Origin of the sequence: Nitratireductor rhodophyticola (assembly GCF_019891355.1) — a bacterium.
Classification (GTDB): domain Bacteria; phylum Pseudomonadota; class Alphaproteobacteria; order Rhizobiales; family Rhizobiaceae; genus Nitratireductor; species Nitratireductor rhodophyticola.
Genome location: NZ_JAHSSF010000001.1, coordinates 594,785 through 615,065, shown reverse-complemented (window position 1 = coordinate 615,065; position 20,281 = coordinate 594,785). Strand labels below are relative to the sequence as shown.

The 20,281-nt window shown below is 60.1% G+C and carries 14 protein-coding genes and 1 tRNA gene; 6 read left to right on the top strand and 9 right to left on the bottom strand.

Going from position 1 to position 20,281, the window contains the following annotated elements; all coding sequences use genetic code 11:
• The first annotated feature begins 239 nt into the window (after positions 1-239).
• Together KUG85_RS02865 and KUG85_RS02860 are read left to right on the top strand one after the other, a co-directional pair.
• On the top strand, positions 240-2,075 hold the full coding sequence (locus tag KUG85_RS02865) for an extracellular solute-binding protein (protein ID WP_223004056.1): 1,836 nt from the start codon (positions 240-242) through the stop codon (positions 2,073-2,075).
• An 11-nt stretch (positions 2,076-2,086) separates the two neighbouring features.
• Complete coding sequence (locus KUG85_RS02860) at positions 2,087-2,764, top strand: DsbA family oxidoreductase (protein WP_223004055.1); 678 nt, start codon at positions 2,087-2,089, stop codon at positions 2,762-2,764.
• A gap of 41 nt (positions 2,765-2,805) precedes the next feature.
• On the opposite strand, the gene mfd is transcribed toward KUG85_RS02860, so the two are convergent.
• Complete coding sequence (gene mfd / locus KUG85_RS02855; RefSeq protein WP_223004054.1) at positions 2,806-6,309, bottom strand: transcription-repair coupling factor; 3,504 nt, start codon at positions 6,307-6,309, stop codon at positions 2,806-2,808.
• Between the two features lie 12 nt (positions 6,310-6,321).
• Positions 6,322-6,600, bottom strand: a complete 279-nt coding sequence (locus KUG85_RS02850) for an FAD assembly factor SdhE (RefSeq protein WP_223004053.1) — start codon at positions 6,598-6,600, stop codon at positions 6,322-6,324.
• Positions 6,601-6,708: 108 nt separating this feature from the next.
• Here KUG85_RS02850 and recG point away from each other — a divergent pair, with 108 nt between their 5' ends.
• Entirely contained in the window at positions 6,709-8,817 is a 2,109-nt protein-coding gene (gene recG, locus KUG85_RS02845) for an ATP-dependent DNA helicase RecG (RefSeq protein ID WP_223004052.1), read from the top strand.
• On the opposite strand, the gene KUG85_RS02840 is transcribed toward recG, so the two are convergent.
• The 4 genes from KUG85_RS02840 to KUG85_RS02825 form a co-directional block, all read right to left on the bottom strand.
• Entirely contained in the window at positions 8,769-9,491 is a 723-nt protein-coding gene (locus tag KUG85_RS02840) for a DUF502 domain-containing protein (RefSeq protein WP_223004483.1), read from the bottom strand. The two genes, recG and KUG85_RS02840, sit on opposite strands and share 49 nt — an antisense overlap.
• A 121-nt stretch (positions 9,492-9,612) precedes the next feature.
• Positions 9,613-11,436 carry a glutamine--fructose-6-phosphate transaminase (isomerizing) gene (gene glmS / locus KUG85_RS02835; RefSeq protein WP_223004051.1) on the bottom strand — a complete coding sequence of 608 codons (1,824 nt, stop codon included), beginning with the start codon at positions 11,434-11,436 and terminating at the stop codon, positions 9,613-9,615.
• 136 nt (positions 11,437-11,572) lie between these two features.
• Positions 11,573-12,934, bottom strand: coding sequence for a bifunctional UDP-N-acetylglucosamine diphosphorylase/glucosamine-1-phosphate N-acetyltransferase GlmU (gene glmU, locus KUG85_RS02830; RefSeq protein WP_223004050.1), 1,362 nt, complete (start codon positions 12,932-12,934; stop codon positions 11,573-11,575).
• Between the two features lie 277 nt (positions 12,935-13,211).
• The gene (locus tag KUG85_RS02825) at positions 13,212-13,970 is read right to left on the bottom strand and encodes a cytochrome c biogenesis CcdA family protein (protein WP_223004049.1); all 759 of its coding nucleotides are present in this window, start codon (positions 13,968-13,970) and stop codon (positions 13,212-13,214) included.
• Between the two features lie 374 nt (positions 13,971-14,344).
• Here KUG85_RS02825 and KUG85_RS02820 point away from each other — a divergent pair, with 374 nt between their 5' ends.
• Genes KUG85_RS02820 through KUG85_RS02810 form a run of 3 tightly spaced genes read left to right on the top strand, consistent with a single transcriptional unit; the run spans position 14,345 to position 16,397 of the window.
• Positions 14,345-14,761, top strand: a complete 417-nt coding sequence (locus tag KUG85_RS02820) for a hypothetical protein (RefSeq protein ID WP_223004048.1) — start codon at positions 14,345-14,347, stop codon at positions 14,759-14,761.
• A 16-nt stretch (positions 14,762-14,777) separates the two neighbouring features.
• Positions 14,778-15,281, top strand: coding sequence for an ImmA/IrrE family metallo-endopeptidase (locus tag KUG85_RS02815; protein ID WP_223004047.1), 504 nt, complete (start codon positions 14,778-14,780; stop codon positions 15,279-15,281).
• 30 nt (positions 15,282-15,311) lie between these two features.
• Positions 15,312-16,397 carry a beta family protein gene (locus KUG85_RS02810; protein WP_223004046.1) on the top strand — a complete coding sequence of 362 codons (1,086 nt, stop codon included), beginning with the start codon at positions 15,312-15,314 and terminating at the stop codon, positions 16,395-16,397.
• 281 nt (positions 16,398-16,678) lie between these two features.
• On the opposite strand, the gene KUG85_RS02805 is transcribed toward KUG85_RS02810, so the two are convergent.
• The 3 genes from KUG85_RS02805 to KUG85_RS02795 all read right to left on the bottom strand — a co-directional run bounded on the left by KUG85_RS02805 (position 16,679) and on the right by KUG85_RS02795 (position 20,209).
• Positions 16,679-16,754: transfer RNA gene (locus KUG85_RS02805), tRNA-Lys, on the bottom strand.
• 131 nt (positions 16,755-16,885) lie between these two features.
• Complete coding sequence (glpK, locus tag KUG85_RS02800; protein WP_223004045.1) at positions 16,886-18,379, bottom strand: glycerol kinase GlpK; 1,494 nt, start codon at positions 18,377-18,379, stop codon at positions 16,886-16,888.
• A gap of 99 nt (positions 18,380-18,478) precedes the next feature.
• Entirely contained in the window at positions 18,479-20,209 is a 1,731-nt protein-coding gene (locus tag KUG85_RS02795) for an ABC transporter substrate-binding protein (protein WP_223004044.1), read from the bottom strand.
• Positions 20,210-20,281 lie beyond the last annotated feature (72 nt).

Genomic DNA, 20,281 nt, shown 5'->3' with positions numbered 1-20,281 from the left:
CAGCGCCAGAATATCGATCACTGCGTCACCTGTTGTTAAAATGCGGCGACAGCATGACCCTTGGCCGCGTGTTACACCGCCATGCGGTGCGAATCCAGTCCGTCCGCGCATTTCCCTGGACTTTATGACGGTGTGCGGCAAACATCACACGATCTGCGGGAAGCCCGGAAAACGTCACACTGTGTGCTAGGCTCCCGGACGAATCATGGAAACGCGTCATTCCCGGTCAAGGTGTCTCGATGTCTGCAGCCCTCAAACCCCTTCGTTTCGCCCTGTTGGCGAGTTTGATCGCAACAGGTGCGGCTGTCGCGGCAGACGACCAGCCGAAACATGGCATCGCCATGCACGGCGCACCTGAACTGCCGGCCGATTTCTCGCATTTCCCCTACGCCAATCCCGAAGCGCCAAAGGGCGGCGACGTCACCTATTGCGTCGTCGGTTCCTTCGACAATCTCAACCCCTTCATTCTCAAAAGCATGCGCACCACTGCGCGCGGCGTGATCGACACCATTTTCGGCAATCTGGTGTTTGAATCCCTGATGATGCGCAGTGCAGACGAACCCTTTTCACTCTACGGCCTGCTGGCGGAAAGCGTGGAGATGGACGAGGCGCGCAGTTATGCTGAATTCAACCTGAACCCGGACGCCAAATGGTCGGACGGAACGGATGTGACGCCGGAAGACGTGATCTTCACCTACGAGGCGTACACGGAGAAGGGACGCCCGCCCTATTCCAGCCGCATGGCAAAGATCGAGAAAATCGAGAAAACCGGCGATCACAGTGTGCGCTTTACCTTCAACGACAAGGCGGATCGCGAGTTTCCGCTGATCGTTGCGATGACCCCGATCATCCCGGAACACGCATTCGACATCGAAACCTTCGATCAGACGACGCTCAAACCGGTGACCGGCAGCGGCGCGTATCGCATTTCGGAGGTCGAGCCCGGTCGGCGCATCGTCTTCACCCGAAACGAAGAGTACTGGGGCGAAAACATCCCGTCGAAGCGCGGTTTCGACAATTTCGACAAGGTCACCATCGAGTATTTCCTGAACGCCAATTCGCTTATCGAGGCGTTCAAGAAGGGCATCTGCTCGGTCTATGCAGAATCCGACCCGGTGCGCCGGCAGCGCGGCATCGATTTTCCGGCTGCCCGCGAAGGCAAGGTCGTCAGCGAAACCTTCACCAATGGCATCCCGCCCGCGGTCACGGGCTTTTTCTTCAACACACGCCGCGAAAAGTTCGCCGATCCGCAGGTGCGCCGCGCACTTTCCAAACTCTATGATTTTGGCTGGGTCAACACGAACGTGTTGCGCGGCGAATATGAGCGCACGCTCAGCTACTGGCAGGGATCGCATCTCTCCGCCCTTGGAAAGCCCGCCGACGAGCGCGAGCGCGCCCTTCTGGAACCCTTTGCCGACCGCGTGACGCCGGACGTCATGGACGGGACCTATGGCAAGGCGGAGATGGCCGGGGCGCCCGTCGGGCGTGGTGAAATGCGCGAAGCGCTGCAGATGCTTCAGCAGGCCGGTTACAGCCTCGAAGGCAATGCACTGGTGAATGCCGATGGCGAGGCCCTCACCTTCGAAATCCTCGTGACCTCGGAGGAAGGCGAGAAACTGGCCGCCGTTTTTCAGCGAGTGCTCAAGAAGATCGGCATAGATGTTTCGATCCGCCTGCTGGACGATTCACAGGCCCAGCAGCGTAAGCAGCGCTATGATTTCGACGTGATCATCGCTTCCGTGGGCTTTTCCGGTTCGCTGTCGCCCGGTATCGAACAGATCAACCGCTGGGGTTCTGAAGCTGCGAAGGCCGAGGGTACGTTCAACCTTTCAGGCGCAGCCGATCCGGCGATCGATGCCATGATCGACGCGATGCTCAATGCGCGGGACATGGACGACTACGCCGCGGCCGTGCGCGCGCTCGACCGGCTTTTAATGTCCGGCGCCTATGTCGTCCCCATGCAGCATGACAGCGACGAATGGGTCGCCTACTGGAGCGATCTGGCGCATCCCGAGAAGACACCGCTTTACGGATACAAGCTACAGACCTGGTGGCACAACAAGGACGCTGAATAAGGCTTGAGACCATGACTGTTCCCGTTACGATCGACGTCGTTTCCGACGTCGTATGCCCTTGGTGTTATGTGGGGCGCGCGCGTCTGAAGAAGGCTTTGGAGGCGGTTCCAGAGATTTCCGTCAACCTGCGCTGGCGACCGTTCCAGCTCGACCCGACCATTCCGCCAGAAGGCAAGAGCCGGCGGGATTATCTCGCCGACAAATTCGGCGACGAGACGCGTATCCGACAGATGCACGAGCAGCTTGGCACGCTTGGAGAGGCCGAGGGGATATCGTTCGATTTCGACGCCATTGCGCTTTCACCCAATACGCTCAACGCACACCGGGTGATCCGCTGGGCGGCAACGGCGGAACCGGGCGTGCAGGATCGCCTCGTCGGCCGCCTTTTTGCACTCTATTTCGAGGAAGGCGCGGATATCGGGAATGCCGCCGTCCTGATCCAGGCTGCAAAAGAGGCAGGGATGGATGCTGCGGTGGTCGAGACGCTGCTTGCGACCGACGCCGACCGGACCGAGGTCGAACAGGAAATCGCGACTGCTCAACAGATGGGTGTCACCGGCGTGCCCTGCTTCCTGCTTGAAGGCAGGTATGCGGTGGTGGGAGCGCAGGAACCGGCAACACTTGCCGATGCCATCCGCCAGGTGGCACAGGCCAAGGCTGACGGCACGCTGGACAACGGCCAGGCGTGACCTCTGAGGCGGGGTAAGACAAGCGGTCGCCGCCCGCCCTGTCAGGCCGCCTTCTTCTCGATCAGTCGCACGAGCTGCGTCATGATGACGGCAGCACCGGCAAGCCGCTTCTCGGGCGTCGGCCAGTCACGGATAAAGACGATGCTCTGGTCGGGCCGGATTTTGGCGAGCGATCCCTGCTCGCCGATGAAGCGAACGAGCCCCACCGGTTCGGGGAATTCCTGATTTCGGAAATGCACCACGGTCCCCTTGGGGCCGGCATCGAGCTTTTCGACATTGGCCCTGCGGCACAGAGCCTTGATGAAGACGATCTTGAGCAGATGCTCCACTTCCTGCGGAAGCGGGCCGAAACGGTCGATGAGTTCGGCGCCGAAAGCATCGATCTCTTCAGGCGTTTCGAGCTCTGCAATGCGGCGGTATAGCCCCAGACGCAACTGCAGATCCGAAACATAGGATTCGGGGATCATCACCGCCGTGCCGACCGTGATCTGCGGCGACCAGCCAGTGTCTACGGCCTCTTCCGTGCCCTTCAGCTCTGCAACGGCTTCTTCCAGCATCTGCTGGTAGAGTTCATAGCCAACTTCCTTGACGTGACCGGACTGCTCCTCGCCCAGAATGTTGCCGGCACCGCGAATGTCGAGATCGTGGCTTGCAAGCTGGAACCCTGCGCCGAGCGTGTCGAGCGACTGGAGCACTTTGAGACGCCGTTCGGCCGTGGCGGTCAATGTCCGGTTTGGCGGCAGGGTGAAGAGCGCATAGGCGCGTACCTTCGAGCGGCCCACGCGCCCGCGCAGCTGATAGAGTTGCGCCAGGCCAAACATGTCCGCCCGATGCACGATCAGCGTGTTGGCTGTCGGGATATCGAGACCGGACTCGACGATGGTCGTGGACAGAAGCACGTCATACTGACCGTCATAGAAGGCGTTCATAATGTCGTCGAGTTCGCCCGGCGCCAATTGCCCGTGTGCTGTCGCAACTTTCAGTTCCGGCACGTGCTCGCTGAGGAATTCCCGGACTTCCGCCAGATCTGAGACCCGCGGGACGACATAAAAGCTCTGCCCGCCGCGATAGCGCTCGCGCAGGAGCGTCTCGCGGATGACGAGCGGATCGACCGGCGAGATGAAGCTGCGCACGGCCATGCGGTCCACCGGTGCCGTGGTGATGAGCGACAGCTCGCGCACGCCGGTCAGCGCCAGCTGGAGGGTGCGCGGGATCGGCGTGGCCGACAGTGTCAGCACATGGATATCCGACTTGAGGTCCTTCAGCCGCTCCTTGTGCCTGACGCCGAAATGCTGCTCTTCATCGATGATCAGAAGGCCGAGGTTCTTGAAGGTGACGGAGCTACCCAGAAGCGCATGGGTGCCGACCACGATGTCGATCGTGCCATCGGCGATGCCTTTCTTGGTTTCGGCGAGCTCCTTTGAGCCGACCAGACGCGAGGCCTGCCGCACGCGCAGGGGCAGACCGGCGAACCGGTCGCGGAAGGTCTTGAAGTGCTGGCGGGCAAGCAGCGTCGTGGGCACGACCACGGCGACCTGCAACCCCTCCATAGCGGCAACGAACGCCGCACGCAACGCCACCTCCGTCTTGCCGAACCCCACATCGCCGCAGATCAGGCGATCCATGGGCCGGCCGGAGCCCAGATCGTCGATCACCGCATCAATGGCAGTCTGCTGGTCCTCGGTTTCCTCATAGGGAAAGCGCGCGGCAAACTCGCCATAAAGCCCCTCGGGCGGTGCAAGCTTGACGCCGGGCCGCATCTCGCGTTCGGCGGCAATGCGGATCAGATGGCCCGCCATCTCCAGAAGCTTCTTTTTCAGCTTCGCCTTGCGCGACTGCCAGGCCACACCGCCCAGCTTGTCGAGCATGGTGTCCGGCCCGTCCGACCCGTAGCGCGACAGAAGCTCGATGTTTTCGACCGGCAGGAACAGCCTGTCATCGCCGGCATAGCGCAGCTCAAGGCAGTCATGGGGCGCACCCATGGCCTCGATGGTTTTGAGGCCAATGAACCGGCCGATGCCGTGATCGGCGTGAACGACGATATCTCCGGCTGAAAGGGCTGCCACTTCGGAGATAAAATCGGACGCCTTTTTGCGCTTCCTGGCGCGGCGCACCAGACGGTCGCCCAGAATGTCCTGTTCGCCGATGACGGCCAGCCTGGCCGTTTCGAACCCGGTTTCCAGCGGCAGAACGCCGATGCCTGCCTGCTGTTCCGGAAGCTTTTCCAGCTCTGCCAGCGTTTCGATACGCGCGACGTTGCCAAGATTGTGCTCGGCCAGAATCTGCGAAAGCCGCTCGGCGGAACCTTCACTCCAGCCCGCGATCAGAACGCGCTTGCCGCTGGCGCGCAGCGCTCCGATATGCCTGACCGCGTGATCGAACACATTGGCATTGGGATCGGCGCGCTCCTCGGCAAAATTGCGCCCGGCTTCCGCGCCCGCGTGGTAGATACGTGCCTTGCTCGTCTCCGGCGTTGCAAAGGGAGTGAAATGAATCACACGCCTGTCGCGTGACGCAGCACTCACCTCTTCCCGATCGAGATAAAGCGTTTCCGGCGCGACCGGCTTGTAAGGCACCGCTCCGCCAAGCTCGCTACCTTCCATCTGTGCGCGGCGTGCCTCGTAGTGATCGACGATGAGCGCATGACGCTCACCCAGCGCCTCTTCCGCCAGATGATCGAACACGATCGGAGCCTCGGGAAGATAATCGAGGACGCTGTCGAGCCGCTCATGGAAGAGTGGCAGCCAGTGTTCCATGCCCGCAAAACGCCTGCCCTCGCTCACGGCCGCATAGAGCGCATCGTCGCGTGAAGGTGCGCCGAAAGTCTCGATATAGTTGCGGCGAAACCGGCTGATGACCTCGGGGCTGAGCGTGATCTCGCTCATGGCCTGAAGCGATACTTCCTTGCGCTGCCCGGTCGTCCTCTGGGTGGCCACGTCGAAGGCACGGATCGATTCGAGCGTGTCGCCGAAGAAATCGAGCCGTAGCGCCTCATCCCAGCCAGGAGCGAAGAGGTCCAGAATGCCGCCGCGCACCGCATATTCGCCCACGTCGCGCACTGTCGAAACGCGTTCGAACCCGCTGGTTTCAAGGCGCGCCGTGAGCGCGGTCATGTCGACCTGATTGCCCGGACGCGCGAAAAAGCCCTGGGCGCCGATCTGGTCTGCCGGCGGCATGCGCTGCAAGAGCGCATTGGCGCTCACGATCACCAAAGAACGGTGCGGTTTCCTGCGCAGCTCCGCCATCGCCCCCATCGCGGCGAGCCGTCGCGCGGCTGCATCCCCGCCCGGTGACACACGGTCATAGGGCAGGCAGTCCCAGGCCGGCAGGTCGAGCACGGGCAATCCCGGATCGACAAAGCGCAGCGTGTCGACAAGCGCAGGCAGACGCTGCCCGTCGCGCAGGATAAAAATCGTCGGGCCATCGGGCGCCACTTCGCGGGCGACGGCTGCCAGTGCAAAAGCCTCGAACCCGTCGGCCACACCATCAACTGTCAGCGCACCGACGCCCTGACGCGGCAGTTTCAGTGAATCCATCAAGCTCATCGACGTCGCGCCTCAGCGTCCGCGCGACGCGGTTATGCGCGCCCAAAGAGGCGTGTCGTACTCCGGCGGCACCGCCACTTCGCCCGTCACCCATTTGAAGAGATTCGCGTCCGGAACATCGAGAATGGCCTCGAGCTCGGTCATTTCTTCATCGCTCAGACGGTCGATCTCGGCATCCGCAAATCCGCCGAGCACCAGGTCCATCTCGCGCATGCCGCGCCGCCAGGAACGCACAAGCGCGCGGCGTCGGCGCGGGTCGAGATCGTGGCTGGAACGGGTTGTGCCTGTCATGGGTTTCGCCTTCATGGTCTGCGGCGGTCGGTCGCCCGGGCGGATATAGCGTGTGCATGAGCGTCTGTCAGCCTTGCGTCGCCGAATTTGGGCCTTAATCATGACAGGATGCGCCCTTCCGCTCTCGACCCTCTCTTCGCTCCTGTCACGACGCTCGACGGCGTTGGCGCGAAACTGGCCGACCTCATGGCAAACATCGTTCCCGGTGACGTGGCGGGACGGGAACTTCGTGTCGGCGATCTTCTCTTCGTGCTTCCGCATTCGCTGATTGATCGGCGAAACCGCCCGGGCATTGCCAACGCGGCGGAAGGAACGATTGTCACGCTCGACCTGACGGTCGGACGTCACCACCCTTCTCCGCCCGGCCGCAGGAACGCGCCCTACCGGGTCTTCGCCTTCGACGAAACGGGCGAGATCGCCCTCACTTTCTTTCACGCCCGCGCGCCGTGGATCGAAAAAATCCTTCCGGAAGGCGAGCAGGTTCTGGTGAGCGGGCGGATGGAATGGTTCAACGGGCGCGCCTCCATGGTGCATCCCGATTTCGTCGTTCCGGCGGCAGAGGCGCATACGTTGCCGACGCTCGAGCCGGTTTATCCGCTGACGGCCGGTCTCTCGGCAAAAGTCCTGCGCCGGGCGATTGCGCAATCGCTGGAGCGCCTCCCCGACCTGCCGGAATGGCAGGATGAGAGCTTTCTCTCCCGCAACCGGATGCCGGCTTTCAGCGAGGCGCTGAACAGGCTGCATGACCCCGACACGCCGGAAGACGTCCAGCCTGAAAGCCCCTATTGGCGACGCATCGCCTATGACGAATTCCTTGCCGGACAGCTTTCGCTGGCACTGGTGCGCGCAAAGGTCAAACGTCTCTCCGGTCGTCCGCTGACGGGTGATGGGCGCTTTGAAGCGAAAATCCGGGCTGCCCTTCCCTATCAGCTGACGCGATCACAGGAAGAGGCCGTGCAGGACATTCACGCGGATCTGGCGAGCCCGGAGCGAATGGTTCGCCTGCTTCAGGGCGACGTAGGCGCGGGCAAGACCGTGGTGGCACTTCTTGCCATGGCACGCGCGGCGGAAGCGGGCGGCCAGTCGGCGCTCATGGCGCCGACGGAAATCCTCGCCCGCCAGCACGCGGCAACAATCGCACCGCTGGCCGAAGCAGCCGGGCTTCGGGTTGCGGTTCTGACCGGCCGTGAGAAAGGCAGGGAGCGCCAGCGAATTCTCGATGAAATCGCGTCAGGCGCGGTGGATTTCGTGATCGGGACCCACGCACTTTTCCAGGAAACGGTCCAGTTCCGCGATCTCGCCTTTGCAGTCGTGGACGAGCAGCACCGTTTCGGCGTGCATCAGCGGCTGGCCATGACCGCAAAGGGCAATGCGCCGGACATGCTCGTCATGACGGCGACCCCGATCCCGCGCACGCTCGTGCTTTCGGCGTTTGGCGACATGGATGTCTCGCGCCTGACTGAAAAGCCCGCCGGGCGACAGCCAATCCGCACCGTGACGCTGCCGGTGGAGCGTCTCCCGCAACTGGTCGACCGGCTCAGGAAAGCGCTTTCAGAAGGCCAGAAGGTCTACTGGATCTGCCCGCTCGTCGAGGAATCGGAGGAACTTGAGCTGATGTCGGCCGAAGACCGCCACGCAGCGCTGCAGAAAGTCTTCGGGAACGCCGTCGGTCTCATTCACGGACGCATGAAGGCTGCCGACAAGGACGAGGCGATGCGCGCCTTCAAGGCCGGTGAAACACGCATTCTGGTCGGTACGACGGTGGTCGAGGTGGGCGTCGATGTGCCGGACGCGACGATCATTGTCATAGAACATGCCGAGCGCTTCGGCCTCGCCCAGCTTCACCAACTGCGCGGGCGCGTGGGCCGTGGCGCCCTCGCCTCTTCCTGCGTGCTTGTCTATAAGGGGCCGCTCGGGGAAACGGCCACGCGGCGGCTGGAGGTGATGCGCGATACAGAGGACGGGTTCGTAATCGCGGAGGAAGACCTGAAACTGCGCGGTGAAGGCGATCTTCTGGGCACCAAGCAGTCCGGAACGCCCGGGTTCCGCGTCGCACGGATCGAGGCGCATGTGGATCTGCTGCAGGCCGCCCGTGACGATGCACGGCTTATCCTGTCGCGCGATCCCGAACTCCAGACCCCGCGCGGCGAGGCTCTCCGGTTGCTGCTCTATTTGTTCGGACGCGACGAGGCCATCCGCTTGCTGCGTGCCGGCTGAGTGCCGGTTTTTCCGGCTCCCTTGGCTCCCTCGGCTTCCTCGGCGAGAGCAGCGGTCCTGGCGTGATACTCCGGGGCGACGAGACCCGCCGATATGACGAGTTTTGCACCCTCCTCAACAGTCATCTTGAGCTCGATCACATCCTTCTTGGGAACGAAGAGCAGATAACCGGAGGTCGGGTTTGGCGTGGTCGGCAGAAACACGGCGATGGTCTGCCCTGCATCGTCGTCGATCTTCGCCTGAACCTCGCCACGCGTTTCCGTTGCGATGAACACCAGCGCCCACAGTCCCTTGCGCGGATACTCCACGAGACCGACCTTCTTGAATGTGTCGGACCGTTCCGAAAGCACGGTCTCGAGGATCTGCTTCAGCCCGCGATAGACGCTGCGCACGAGTGGCATGCGCCCCAGTATGCTCTCGCCGGTATGAACAATGGTGCGGCCAATGAAATTGGCGGTCAGGAAGCCGATCAGAGTGATCAGGATCAGGGCCACGATCAGGCCGAACCCAGGTAGGGCGAACGGCAGGTAATTGTCCGGATTGTAGCGGAACGGAATGTAGGGTTTGACCCAGGAATCGACCCAGCCGATCATCGACCAGGCGAGATAGGCCGTGATCGCCAGCGGCGCGGTGACAATGAAGCCCGTAAGGAAGTAGTTGCGCAGGCGAGTCATCATGATGTGGAAACGGGCCTCGAATATGATGGATTGACGAAAAACAGCCCGGTGGACACTACGCCACCAGGCTGAACAATAGAATAGGAATTCGGGCCGCTATATGACAGCCCCTCTTTCGCTATTCGACCGTAACCGATTTCGCCAGATTGCGGGGCTGATCAACATCCGTGCCCATGATGACCGCCGTATGATAGGCCAGCATCTGGATTGGGAGCGCGTAGATAATCGGCGCAACGAACTCAGGCACGTCCGGCAGGACCACCGTCTCCAGCGTGTCGAGCGTTGCGTTTTTCGCGCCCTTCTCGTCCGTGATCAGAATGATCCGCCCGCCGCGTGCGGCGACCTCCTGCATATTGGAGACGGTTTTCTCAAAAATGCGGTCATGCGGGGCGATCACGATCACCGGCATCTGCTCATCGATGAGCGCGATGGGGCCGTGTTTCAGTTCGCCGGCCGCGTAGCCTTCGGCATGAATGTAGGAAATTTCCTTGAGCTTCAGCGCGCCTTCCAGTGCCAGCGGATAGTTCGTATCCCGCCCGAGATAGAGGACATGCCGCACATGGGAGAGTTCGCGGGCGACCTTCTCGATGCCTGAACTCAGCTTGAGCGCCTGCGAAGCAAAACGCGGCGCTTCCGATAGCTGACGCACAAGCGACTGCTCTTCCTCCGCGGAAATCGTGCCGCGCGCCTTTGCCGCCCTGAGCGTCAGTGCTGCGAGAACGCTGAGTTGGCAGGTGAACGCCTTTGTGGAGGCAACGCCGATTTCAGGGCCGGCCAGTGTGGGGAAGATACCGTCGCTCTCGCGCGCGATGGTCGATTCGCGCACATTGACGATGGCGGAGATCGGAACGCCTTCGCCCCGGCAATAGCGCAGCGAGGCGAGCGTGTCGGCCGTTTCGCCGGACTGCGATATGAACAGTGCAGCACTGTTCTTCGGCAGCGGCATCTCACGGTACCGGAACTCGGAAGCGATATCGATATCCACCGGCAGACGTGCATAGCGCTCAAGCCAGTATTTTCCGATCAGCCCCGCAAGGTAGGCCGTGCCACAGGCCGAAATCGCCAGACGCTCGATCTTTCCGAAGTCGAACGGCAGGTCGAAGTCTGCCACCGTGCCTTCGGCAAAGTTCAGATAGTGGGCGAGTGTATGGGAAATCACCTCCGGCTGTTCATGAATTTCCTTTTCCATAAAGTGCCGGTGATTGCCCTTGTCGACGAGAAGGCTGGTGCCGACCGACTGCTGGCGCGCGCGTTCGACAGGCTGGCCGTCCATGCCGAAAATCTCCATGCCGCCACGGCGCACCACCACCCAGTCGCCATCCTCCAGATAGGTGATGGCGTTGGTGAACGGCGCCAGTGCAATGGCGTCGGAGCCGAGATACATCTCGCCCTCGCCATGACCGACAGCGAGCGGCGGGCCGTTTCGGGCACCGATGATCATGTCTTCGTCGCCCCGGAACATGATTGCCAGAGCGAATGCACCGCGCAGACGCTTCAGTGCCGCAAATGCCGCATCCTGCGGCGCAGCCCCGTTCTTCAGCCCGCTAGCAACCAGATGCGCGACCACTTCCGTGTCGGTCTGGGACGAGAACGCAACACCATCCGCTTTCAGTTCGTCACGCAGCTCAGCGAAATTCTCGATAATGCCGTTGTGAACGACGGCGACATCCTGGGCGAAATGGGGGTGCGCATTGGTCTCGTTGGGAACACCGTGCGTCGCCCAGCGTGTGTGACCGATACCGATCGTCCCGCCAAGCGGCTCCTCGCCAAGCCTCTTCTCAAGATTGACGAGTTTGCCTTCCGCGCGGCGGCGGTCGAGCTTGCCGTGATCCAGCGTGGCAACACCGGCGGAATCGTACCCGCGATACTCCAGCCGCTTCAGCGCATCGACGATGAGCGGTGCCACCGGCGTCTGTCCGACAATGCCTACGATTCCACACATATGGCTGTCTCAGCCTCCCACCAAACGGTCAAACCCCGATTCACGCGATTGTTCTAGAGCGTGGAAGAAGGGGATGAAAATCAACAAGTCTTTCAGTTCGTATCAGGCCTGATCAGCGGCCTCAAACATCGGTGTTTCAGGTCTTTGCACGCCGCGCCTTAAGCGCCGCCAGCCGGTCGCGCAGGCGTTTGCCAAGCCCCTCGCGATTGGACTGACGCGCGCGGCCGAAAGCAAGTGCGTCGGCTGGCACGGACTCCGTGATCACGCTACCCGACGCCACATAGGCACCCGCGCCGATGGTCACCGGAGCAACCAGGGAAGAGTTGGTGCCGACAAAGGCGCCCGGCTCAATATCGGTGAAATGCTTCGAAAAGCCGTCATAGTTGCAGGTGATGGTGCCGGCTCCAAGATTGGCCTTCGCACCAACACGCGCGTCGCCCACATAGGACAGGTGCGGAATCTTGGCGCCGGGTTCGACACGCGTCTTTTTGATTTCGACGAAATTGCCGACCTTCGCGCCATCCATGATCTCGGCGCCCGGACGCAGCCGCGCGAACGGTCCGACCGAGGCCCCCGCGTCCACACGCGCTTCCTCGAGATGGGAATTGGCTTTCAACGTGACGTTTTCACCTATCGTCACGCCGGGTCCGAAGAAGACATTCGGTTCGATGACCGTGTCGCGGCCGACAACGGTGTCATATGCGAAATAAACGGTTTCGGGAGCGATCAGCGTTACGCCATCCAGCATCATGGCTTCGCGCCGGCGCTGCTGCCAGATCGCCTCTGCGGCGGCAAGTTCCGCCCGATTGTTGATGCCGAGCGCGCTTTCGTAGTCGGCTTCGATTGCCCGAACCTTCAGCCCGCGGCCGGTTGCGATCTCGACAATATCGGTGAGGTAATATTCGCCCTTGGCGTTGTCGTTGCCGATGGCCTCAAGGAGCTCCAGCGCGCGGTTGCCGGCAATGCCCATGGCACCGCCGTTGCAAAACGTTATCCGACGCTCTTCATCGGAGCAGTCCTTCTCCTCGCGGATTGCAATCAGCGCTTCGCCATTCTCGATCAGCCGGCCATAGCCGGTCGGGCGATCCGTGCGAAACCCCATGACCACGATGTCGGCTCCCCTGGCCAGCCCTGCGCGCAGTGCCTGAAGCGCTTCCAGCGAAATGAGCGGTGTGTCGCCAAAGGTCACGAGAACATCGTCATACCCGCGTGCAATCGCCGCGCGGGCTGCGAGCACTGCGTGGCCCGTGCCGAGCCGCTCCGACTGAATGAATGTCTCGGCCCCCGGCGCAAACCCCTCCGCCGCTTTCGACACGGCTTCGGCACCGTGCCCTACGACCAGCGCCTTGTTGCCAGCTCCGGCATCGTCAAGCGCGCGTGTCACGTGACCGAGCATTTCCAGCCCGGCGATCCTGTGCAGCACCTTGGGCGTGGCGCTTTTCATCCGCGTCCCCTCGCCTGCTGCGAGAATGACGGAAAGGCAGGTGCGTTCGCTCATGGAAGGAGATCCGTTGTGCTTCTGACGAGTCGCCTTTTCTTAGAGCATCGGACCGAAAAGTGGAATCCGGTTTTCGGATTGTTCCGATGCTCCATCAATCATTTAGATCGTCCTTTGTGCGTCCGGATGGACGCACGGCGATCTAGAGCATCGGACCGAAAAGTGGAATCCGGTTTTCGGATCGTTCCGATGCTCCATCATTAGTCTAGATCGTCCTTTGTGCGTCCGATCTAGGGTCAGGCTCCTAGCATCCTGCCCTTGCGGCACCAATCCACTCTCAGCCGAGTTTGCCGAGGGCCGGAAAGGTTTCAAGAAGCCAGAAAGCCATGGATTGCATGCCGCCGGTTAAGAAAAGGACACCGGCAAGGACCAGCAGTCCGCCCATTACTTTTTCAACTCGCCCGAGTTGCATGCGGAACCGGGCGAGGAAGCGCATGAAACTGCCCGAAAACAGTGCCGCCAGAAGAAACGGCACCCCAAGCCCCAGGGAATAAACGGCGAGCAGCAGCGCGCCATCGCCAACGGTCTCGCGTCCGCCTGCCAGCGTCAGGATCGGTCCCAGAACGGGTCCGATGCACGGTGTCCAGCCGAAGGCGAACGCCAACCCCATGACATAGGCTCCGAGCCTGGTGGCCGGTTTGCCCCCCGCCTGAAAGCGTGCTTCGCGCGACAGAAATGGAATGCGCACCACGCCCAGGAAGTTCAGCCCCATGATGATGATGACGATGCCGGCAAGAATGGCGAGTTCCTGCTGCCATGCGCGCAGCACGGCGCCGATCGTGGACGCTCCCGCCCCCAGAAGCACAAAGACCGTGGTAAAGCCGAGAACGAAAGAGACGGACGCCGCAAAGAGCGCGAACCGCGTTGAGCCGCCGGACGAAGCGCCGGTTCCATCTGCGCCTTCGCCCTGGAACTGCTCCACCGAGACGCCTGCCATGTAGCATAGATAGGGAGGAACGAGCGGCAGGACACACGGTGACAGGAACGACAGCGCACCCGCACCTGCGGCACTCAAATATCCGACATCAATTGCCATGCTTCATCTCAAAACCAAATCCGCGCAAAGCGGGCTGCAGAAAGAACACACCCGTATAAGCAGACGGGTCCACACACGCCAATCACCTTTGCGTGGCATACCGTCGCGACGGATGAGCACCCGCGCGGCCAGCCTGTGCGGGAGAATGACGTTCAACTCTAGTCTGACGGAGATGGTGGTGAGCGCGCAGGGGCTCGAACCCTGGACCTACTGATTAATAACGTCGACTAATCTGATCCGAGCGAACGCGGATTTCGTAGCATTGGCAGCATTTTGCAGTCGGACGCATATCCGCCGGAAACTTCACGGTTGATGACTTTCTTTAATCTCTCGGAATCGGGTATTATATTTCTATTTGCGGAGTGAAACTCCATATGCGGATAGCCACCGAAATCGCTAAAATCTCCGTCGGAGTGCTTGTTGGGGCTGGATTGGTAAGCCTGCTTGGAAGCAACGTGTTGTTTGCCGGGTTTACCCACCCACCAACAGGCATACAGATGAGCTACGCTGAACTGGCTGCGATAAACTTGACTGCTGCAACAGTAGCATTAGGTGCAGTCGCAGTAGTCGTGACGATCGCAGCCGTGTTCGGTTTTCAAGTTATAAGATCAGCCTCCATCAAGGCGTCCGAGGAGAGGGTAAAAGAGGAGCTTCCCGAGAAACTCAAAAATGAGCTTCACCGTATGGAGAACGATGGGCGACTTGCTGCAGCTTTAGAGCGAGCGATCTATTCAGGAGGCACTGACAAGGACACCGACGGTGACACCGACGTGGAAGATCAGATTGCCTGACACCAAGGAGCAGGACATGTTTAAAAAATCGAGGGAGTGGCACAACATCAGGCCAGATGAACGCGAAATCGTCGCACGTCATATGAAAAATGTACCAGTGAAACTTGGAGCAATGGCAAAAGAATTGGGCATAAGTGTAAAGCTCTCTTCATTGCCCATCAATGTTTCTGGGCAAATTTCAAAAACCAGTGGGGGTTATGAAATCAAAATCAATCGCCACGAGAGTAGACAGAGACAACGATTCACTCTGGCGCATGAGATCTCACATTACCTCCTACATCGCACCGTTATTGACGACCTTGGGGGAACGCTGAAAGACAACGTACTGTATCGCTCAGGAGCAGAAGAAAGTATCGAATACGAAGCAAATAGACTTGCTGCGCACATCGTTATGCCTGAAGATGTTCTTGAGAAAGCGTACCTGGAGTATGGTGAGCAGCTAAGTGAAGCAGCGATTGAACACTTGGCCGAACAGTTTGGAGTTTCAAAGGCTGCCATGGAGATACGCGTGGCCGCGTAGTACGCAGGCAAGGACCGGGGCGGGGGAAGCATGTCAGTCGAAATCACAAATTTGAATTATGTACCGACCCTTGCCGTCCGGTCGAGCGAAATGAATGGGCTAGAAAAACTCCCTGCGGCAACCAAAGATCGCCTGCAACCAGTCTTTCTTCTGGCCCCTTGGCCTAACGCTGGCGAGCTGATGAAGGCGATAGACCGCATTGAGCGCGCCTATCCAAAAAGATCGTATTTTCTGGATATTGATCGCGACTATACACCGACGAATTTGGAAGCATCCGCGCAACAGGAATGGCTCGAATTACGCGACCCGGCAAACAATTTTGCAAACTGGATCGGTTTCATTGACGGCATTCCAAACGCCAGCCCCTGCTTGCAAATCGAGGGCCTAACCGAAGCAGAAGTCACCGAACAGATCATCGCCTTTCAGGAGATGCAGAGAACATTTGCCCTCAGAGTTGAAACGCACCGGATTCCCGACAATCTCGACGACACAATAGCTGGCATCAATGCAGTTGGCTCTGCCGACTATGTTGTGATGATCGACGCCGGTTGGATAGCAGATTCCCTAACTACCAGAGCCGCAATCGGAAATCTCATCCAGAATGCATTCGGCGACATTGATGCTCAAGTACCCATCGTGGTTTCTTACACAACGATACCAAAGGGTTATGCCGAAGTAGAAGGAACACGATTCACCCCATTCGATAATCGCGAGTTTATTCAGGAACTCCGTCAACTCACCAACCGACAAAAGCTTGTGTTCGGCGACTGGGGAAGCACGCGCCCTCGGGAAGCCCCAACCCCTCAGAGCCCCCCAAAACCACGTATTGATTTAGCATTGAGGAGCGGGTGGCTATCCGCGCGAAACAAGCCTGAAGATTGGAACTATTCAGACGCTGCAACTGAGATTCTCGAGAGTGATGAATGGAATGAGGTGGACGGCTTGGGCATCTGGGGAGAGACGATGATTCGCCAAACAGCCACCAATCAAGACGTTGGCATCAATTCGGCGAGGAAGAACGTTTCGGTCCGAGTGAACATACACCTTCATAATCAAGCCTTCTATGATTCTGACGATCCGAAATCACTAAATCTCGACGAAGATTGGGAAGACTGATCTGTTCGTATAGATCTCGCATTTCGCCTGACGTTCAAATATTTCCAATTGACCGATCAAAACCACTCGTCAGTGGAATAGCACCTATCCGCAAATGTGCCTGCCTTTCACTGCCGCAGGATCATCCTATTTTGTCTGATGGCTGTAGGAATCAGCAGGGTATCAAGCGTTCTCGCGATCAAAGCGGACATGCGACAAAATCTGGACACCATGCAGACATGAAAGCCTAATCACATATAGGCTCCAACGGTGCTAAAAATCTTTGAATTTACTAGAGAATTTGGTGAGCGCGCAGGGGCTCGAACCCTGGACCTACTGATTAAAAGTCAGTTGCTCTACCAACTGAGCTACGCGCTCCCGGCGGGTTCTTCCGAACCCCGGAAATTGCGGCGGAACATAGAGAGGCGCTTATCAGCGGTCAACCGGAAAAAAGTGTCTTTCTCCCGACTTTTTTCGGCTCTTCCCGACCAGCGCCATCCCGCGCGACTTCAGGTGGTGCTGAGCGTGCGACGCACCGCATCGTGCCAGCCCTTCAGCCTCACCTCACGCTCGGCCGCGTCCATCTTTGGCCGAAACTGCCGGTCGAGCTTCCAGCTCCGCGCAAAATCACCGGCATCCGGCCACACGCCCGCCCGCGCGCCCGCCAGCCAGGCGGCTCCCAGCGCCGTCGTCTCAAGCTGAGTCGGCCGGTCCACCGGCGCGTCGAGCATGTCGGCAACGCACTGCAGCATCCAGTCGCTGGCAACCATGCCGCCATCGACGCGCAGAACCGTATCGTTCGCCCCGTCCTGCCAGTCCTTGCGCATGGCATCGAGCAGGTCGCGCGTCTGGTAGGCGACCGATTCGAGCGTCGCCCGCGCAAACTCCGCCGGGCCTGAATTGCGCGTGAGGCCATAGATTGCGCCGCGGGCTTCCGCGTCCCAGTATGGCGCGCCGAGCCCCACGAAGGCGGGAACGAGATAAAGGTGCTGTGTGGGGTCGGCTTTCGCGGCAAGCGCCCCGGAATCGGCGGCTTTGCCGATGACCTTCAGGCCGTCGCGCAACCATTGCACCGCAGCACCCGCAACGAAAATCGACCCTTCGAGCGCGTAGGTCGTCACGCCGTTCAGCCGATAGGCAATGGTGGTGAGCAGACGGTTCTTCGAGGCGACCATGGTTTCGCCGGTGTTGAGCACCGCGAAGCAACCCGTTCCGTAGGTTGCCTTGAGCATTCCCGGCTCGAAACAGGCCTGGCCAATGACGGCTGCCTGCTGGTCGCCGGCAACGCCAAGGATCGGGATGGCCGCACCGAAAAGAGCCTTCTCCGTCACGCCGAAATCATCCGCGCTATCCTTTACCTCCGGCAACAGGACCTTCGGCACGCGAAGGATTTTCAGAAGCTCGTCATCCCACGTATTTGTCCCGATATTGAAAAGCAGCGTGCGCGATGCATTTGTCGCGTCGGTCACATGCGCCCTGCCGCCGGTGAGCCGCCAGATCAGGAATGTGTCGATGGTCCCTGCAAGAAGCTCTCCCTTTTCGGCGCGTTCGCGCGCGCCTTCGACCTCATCGAGGATCCAGGCGAGTTTGGTTCCCGAGAAATAAGGATCAAGAAGCAGACCGGTCTTCGCCGTAAAAGTTTCTTCCAGCCCCTCGGCCTTCAGCTTTTCACACATGGAAGCGGTGCGGCGGTCCTGCCACACAATGGCATTGTGGATCGGCTTGCCCGTATCGCGCTCCCATACGACGACCGTTTCACGCTGATTGGTGATGCCGATGGCTGCAATATCCCCCGCGGAAAGCTTCGCCTTGCGCAAAGCGCTGCGCACGGTGGACACCACGCCCTTCCAGATGTCTTCCGGATCGTGCTCGACCCAGCCCGAATCCGGATAGTGTTGCGGAAACTCCTTCTGGCCCGTCGCCAGCGGCTTCATGGCCGCGTCAAACACGATGGACCTGCTTGACGTGGTGCCCTGGTCTATCGCCAATACATAGCCGCTCATGGGTCCTCCGGATCGGTCTGCAAACTGTCGAAAACGGGGAGCCGGACTGACCGCCTCCCCGTGCAATTGTCATCTCAATCGAGCCGACTGCAACCGGCCTTACTGCCAGCGCTTGACGATTTCCTCATAGACGATGGTTTCGCCCTGGGGTTTTTCGTTTTCAAGCTTGGCCTTGGCACCACCCTTGCCGATCCACTCGGACGGGTCCTTCTCCTCGTTCAGACGCGGCCCGCAGCCACCATAGACATTGGCGCTTTCGTCCGCTGCCTGCATGCGGGCCATGGTCAGGTCCATCTCGCCGGCCAGACGGTCCATTGCTTCCTGCGGCGTGAAGGCGCCGGAGTTCACATCGCCGATCTGCTGCCACCAGATCTGGGCGAGCTTCGGGTAGTCCGGCACATTGACGCCGGTGTCCGTCCACAGGACCCGATCCGGTGAGCGGTAGAACTCGACGAGCCCGCCGAGCTTCGGCGACCGCTCGGTGAAGGATTCATGGTTCACCGTGGAATCGCGGATGATCGTGAGACCCACATGGCTCTTCTTCACATCAACCGTCTTCGACGTGACGAACTGGGCATAGAGCCAGGCCGCCTTGCGCCGGTCCACGGGCGTGGACTGGAACAGGGTCCAGGAGCCGACATCCTGATAGCCGAGCTTCATGCCCTCTTCCCAATAGGGACCATGCGGCGAAGGCGCCATCTTCCAAAGCAGATTGCCCTCGTCATCGACGGTGTTGTTGCCCTCGCTCTTCGGCTTCACCATGTCGGCGGTGAACGCCGTGTACCAGAAAATCTGCTGGGCGACATTGCCTTGGCTCAATGCCGGCAGCGACTGGTAGAAGTCGAGGTCGGCGGCACCGGGCGGTGCATACTGACGCAGCCACTCATCCCATTTGCGGATGGCGTAGACGGCGGCCGGCCCATTGGCAGCACCGCCGCGGCTGACGGATGCACCGGATGGATTGCAGGAACCCTCCTCCATGCGGATGCCCCATTCATCGATAGGCCGGCCATTGGGCAAACCCTTGGAGCCCGCACCGGCCATGGAAAGCCAGGCATCCGTCATGCGCCAGCCGAGATCCGGTGCGCGCTTGCCGTAGTCCATATGGCCGTAGACGCGAACGCCGTCGATCTCCTTCACGTCGTTGGTGAAGAAATCAGCGATGTCCTCATAGGCAGACCAGTTTACGGGAACGCCGAGCTCATACCCGTATTTCTCTTTAAATTTCTCTTTGATTTCAGGGCGATCAAACCAGTCTTTACGGAACCAGTACAGGTTTGCGAACTGCTGGTCGGGCAGTTGCCAGAGCTTGCCGTCGGGACCCGTGGCCGAAGCCACACCGATAAAATCTTCCAGATCGAGTGTCGGCGATGTGACGTCCGCACCCTCGCCGCCCATCCAGTCGGTGAGGTTGACGGCGCTTTGCAGGCGGGAATGCGTGCCCACCAGATCGGCGTCGTTGACATAGGCATCATAGAGGTTTCGGTTGGTCTGCATCTGCGTCTGCACGGCCTGAACCACCTCGCCTTCGCCCAGAAGCTGGTGGTTCACCTTGATGCCGGTGATCTCTTCGAACGCCTTGGTCAGCGTTTCGGATTCATAGGTATGGGTCGGGATGGTTTCGGAGAGAACGTTGATCTCCATTCCCTGAAACGGTTCCGCTGCCTTGATGAACCATTCCATTTCTGCGAGCTGCTCCTCACGGCTGAGTGAAGAGGGCTGGAACTCGTCATCAATCCACTTTTCCGCTGCCGCCATGTCCGCCATGGCCTGGCCGGGCAGCCAGAGCAGAGCGAGCGCAGCGACTGAAGCTTTCAAATGCGCTTTCATTTCAAACTCCTCCTCCTGTTTCCACATTCAGTTCCTGAACATGGTTGGCGGTTCGGGTGGGCTTGTTCCGGT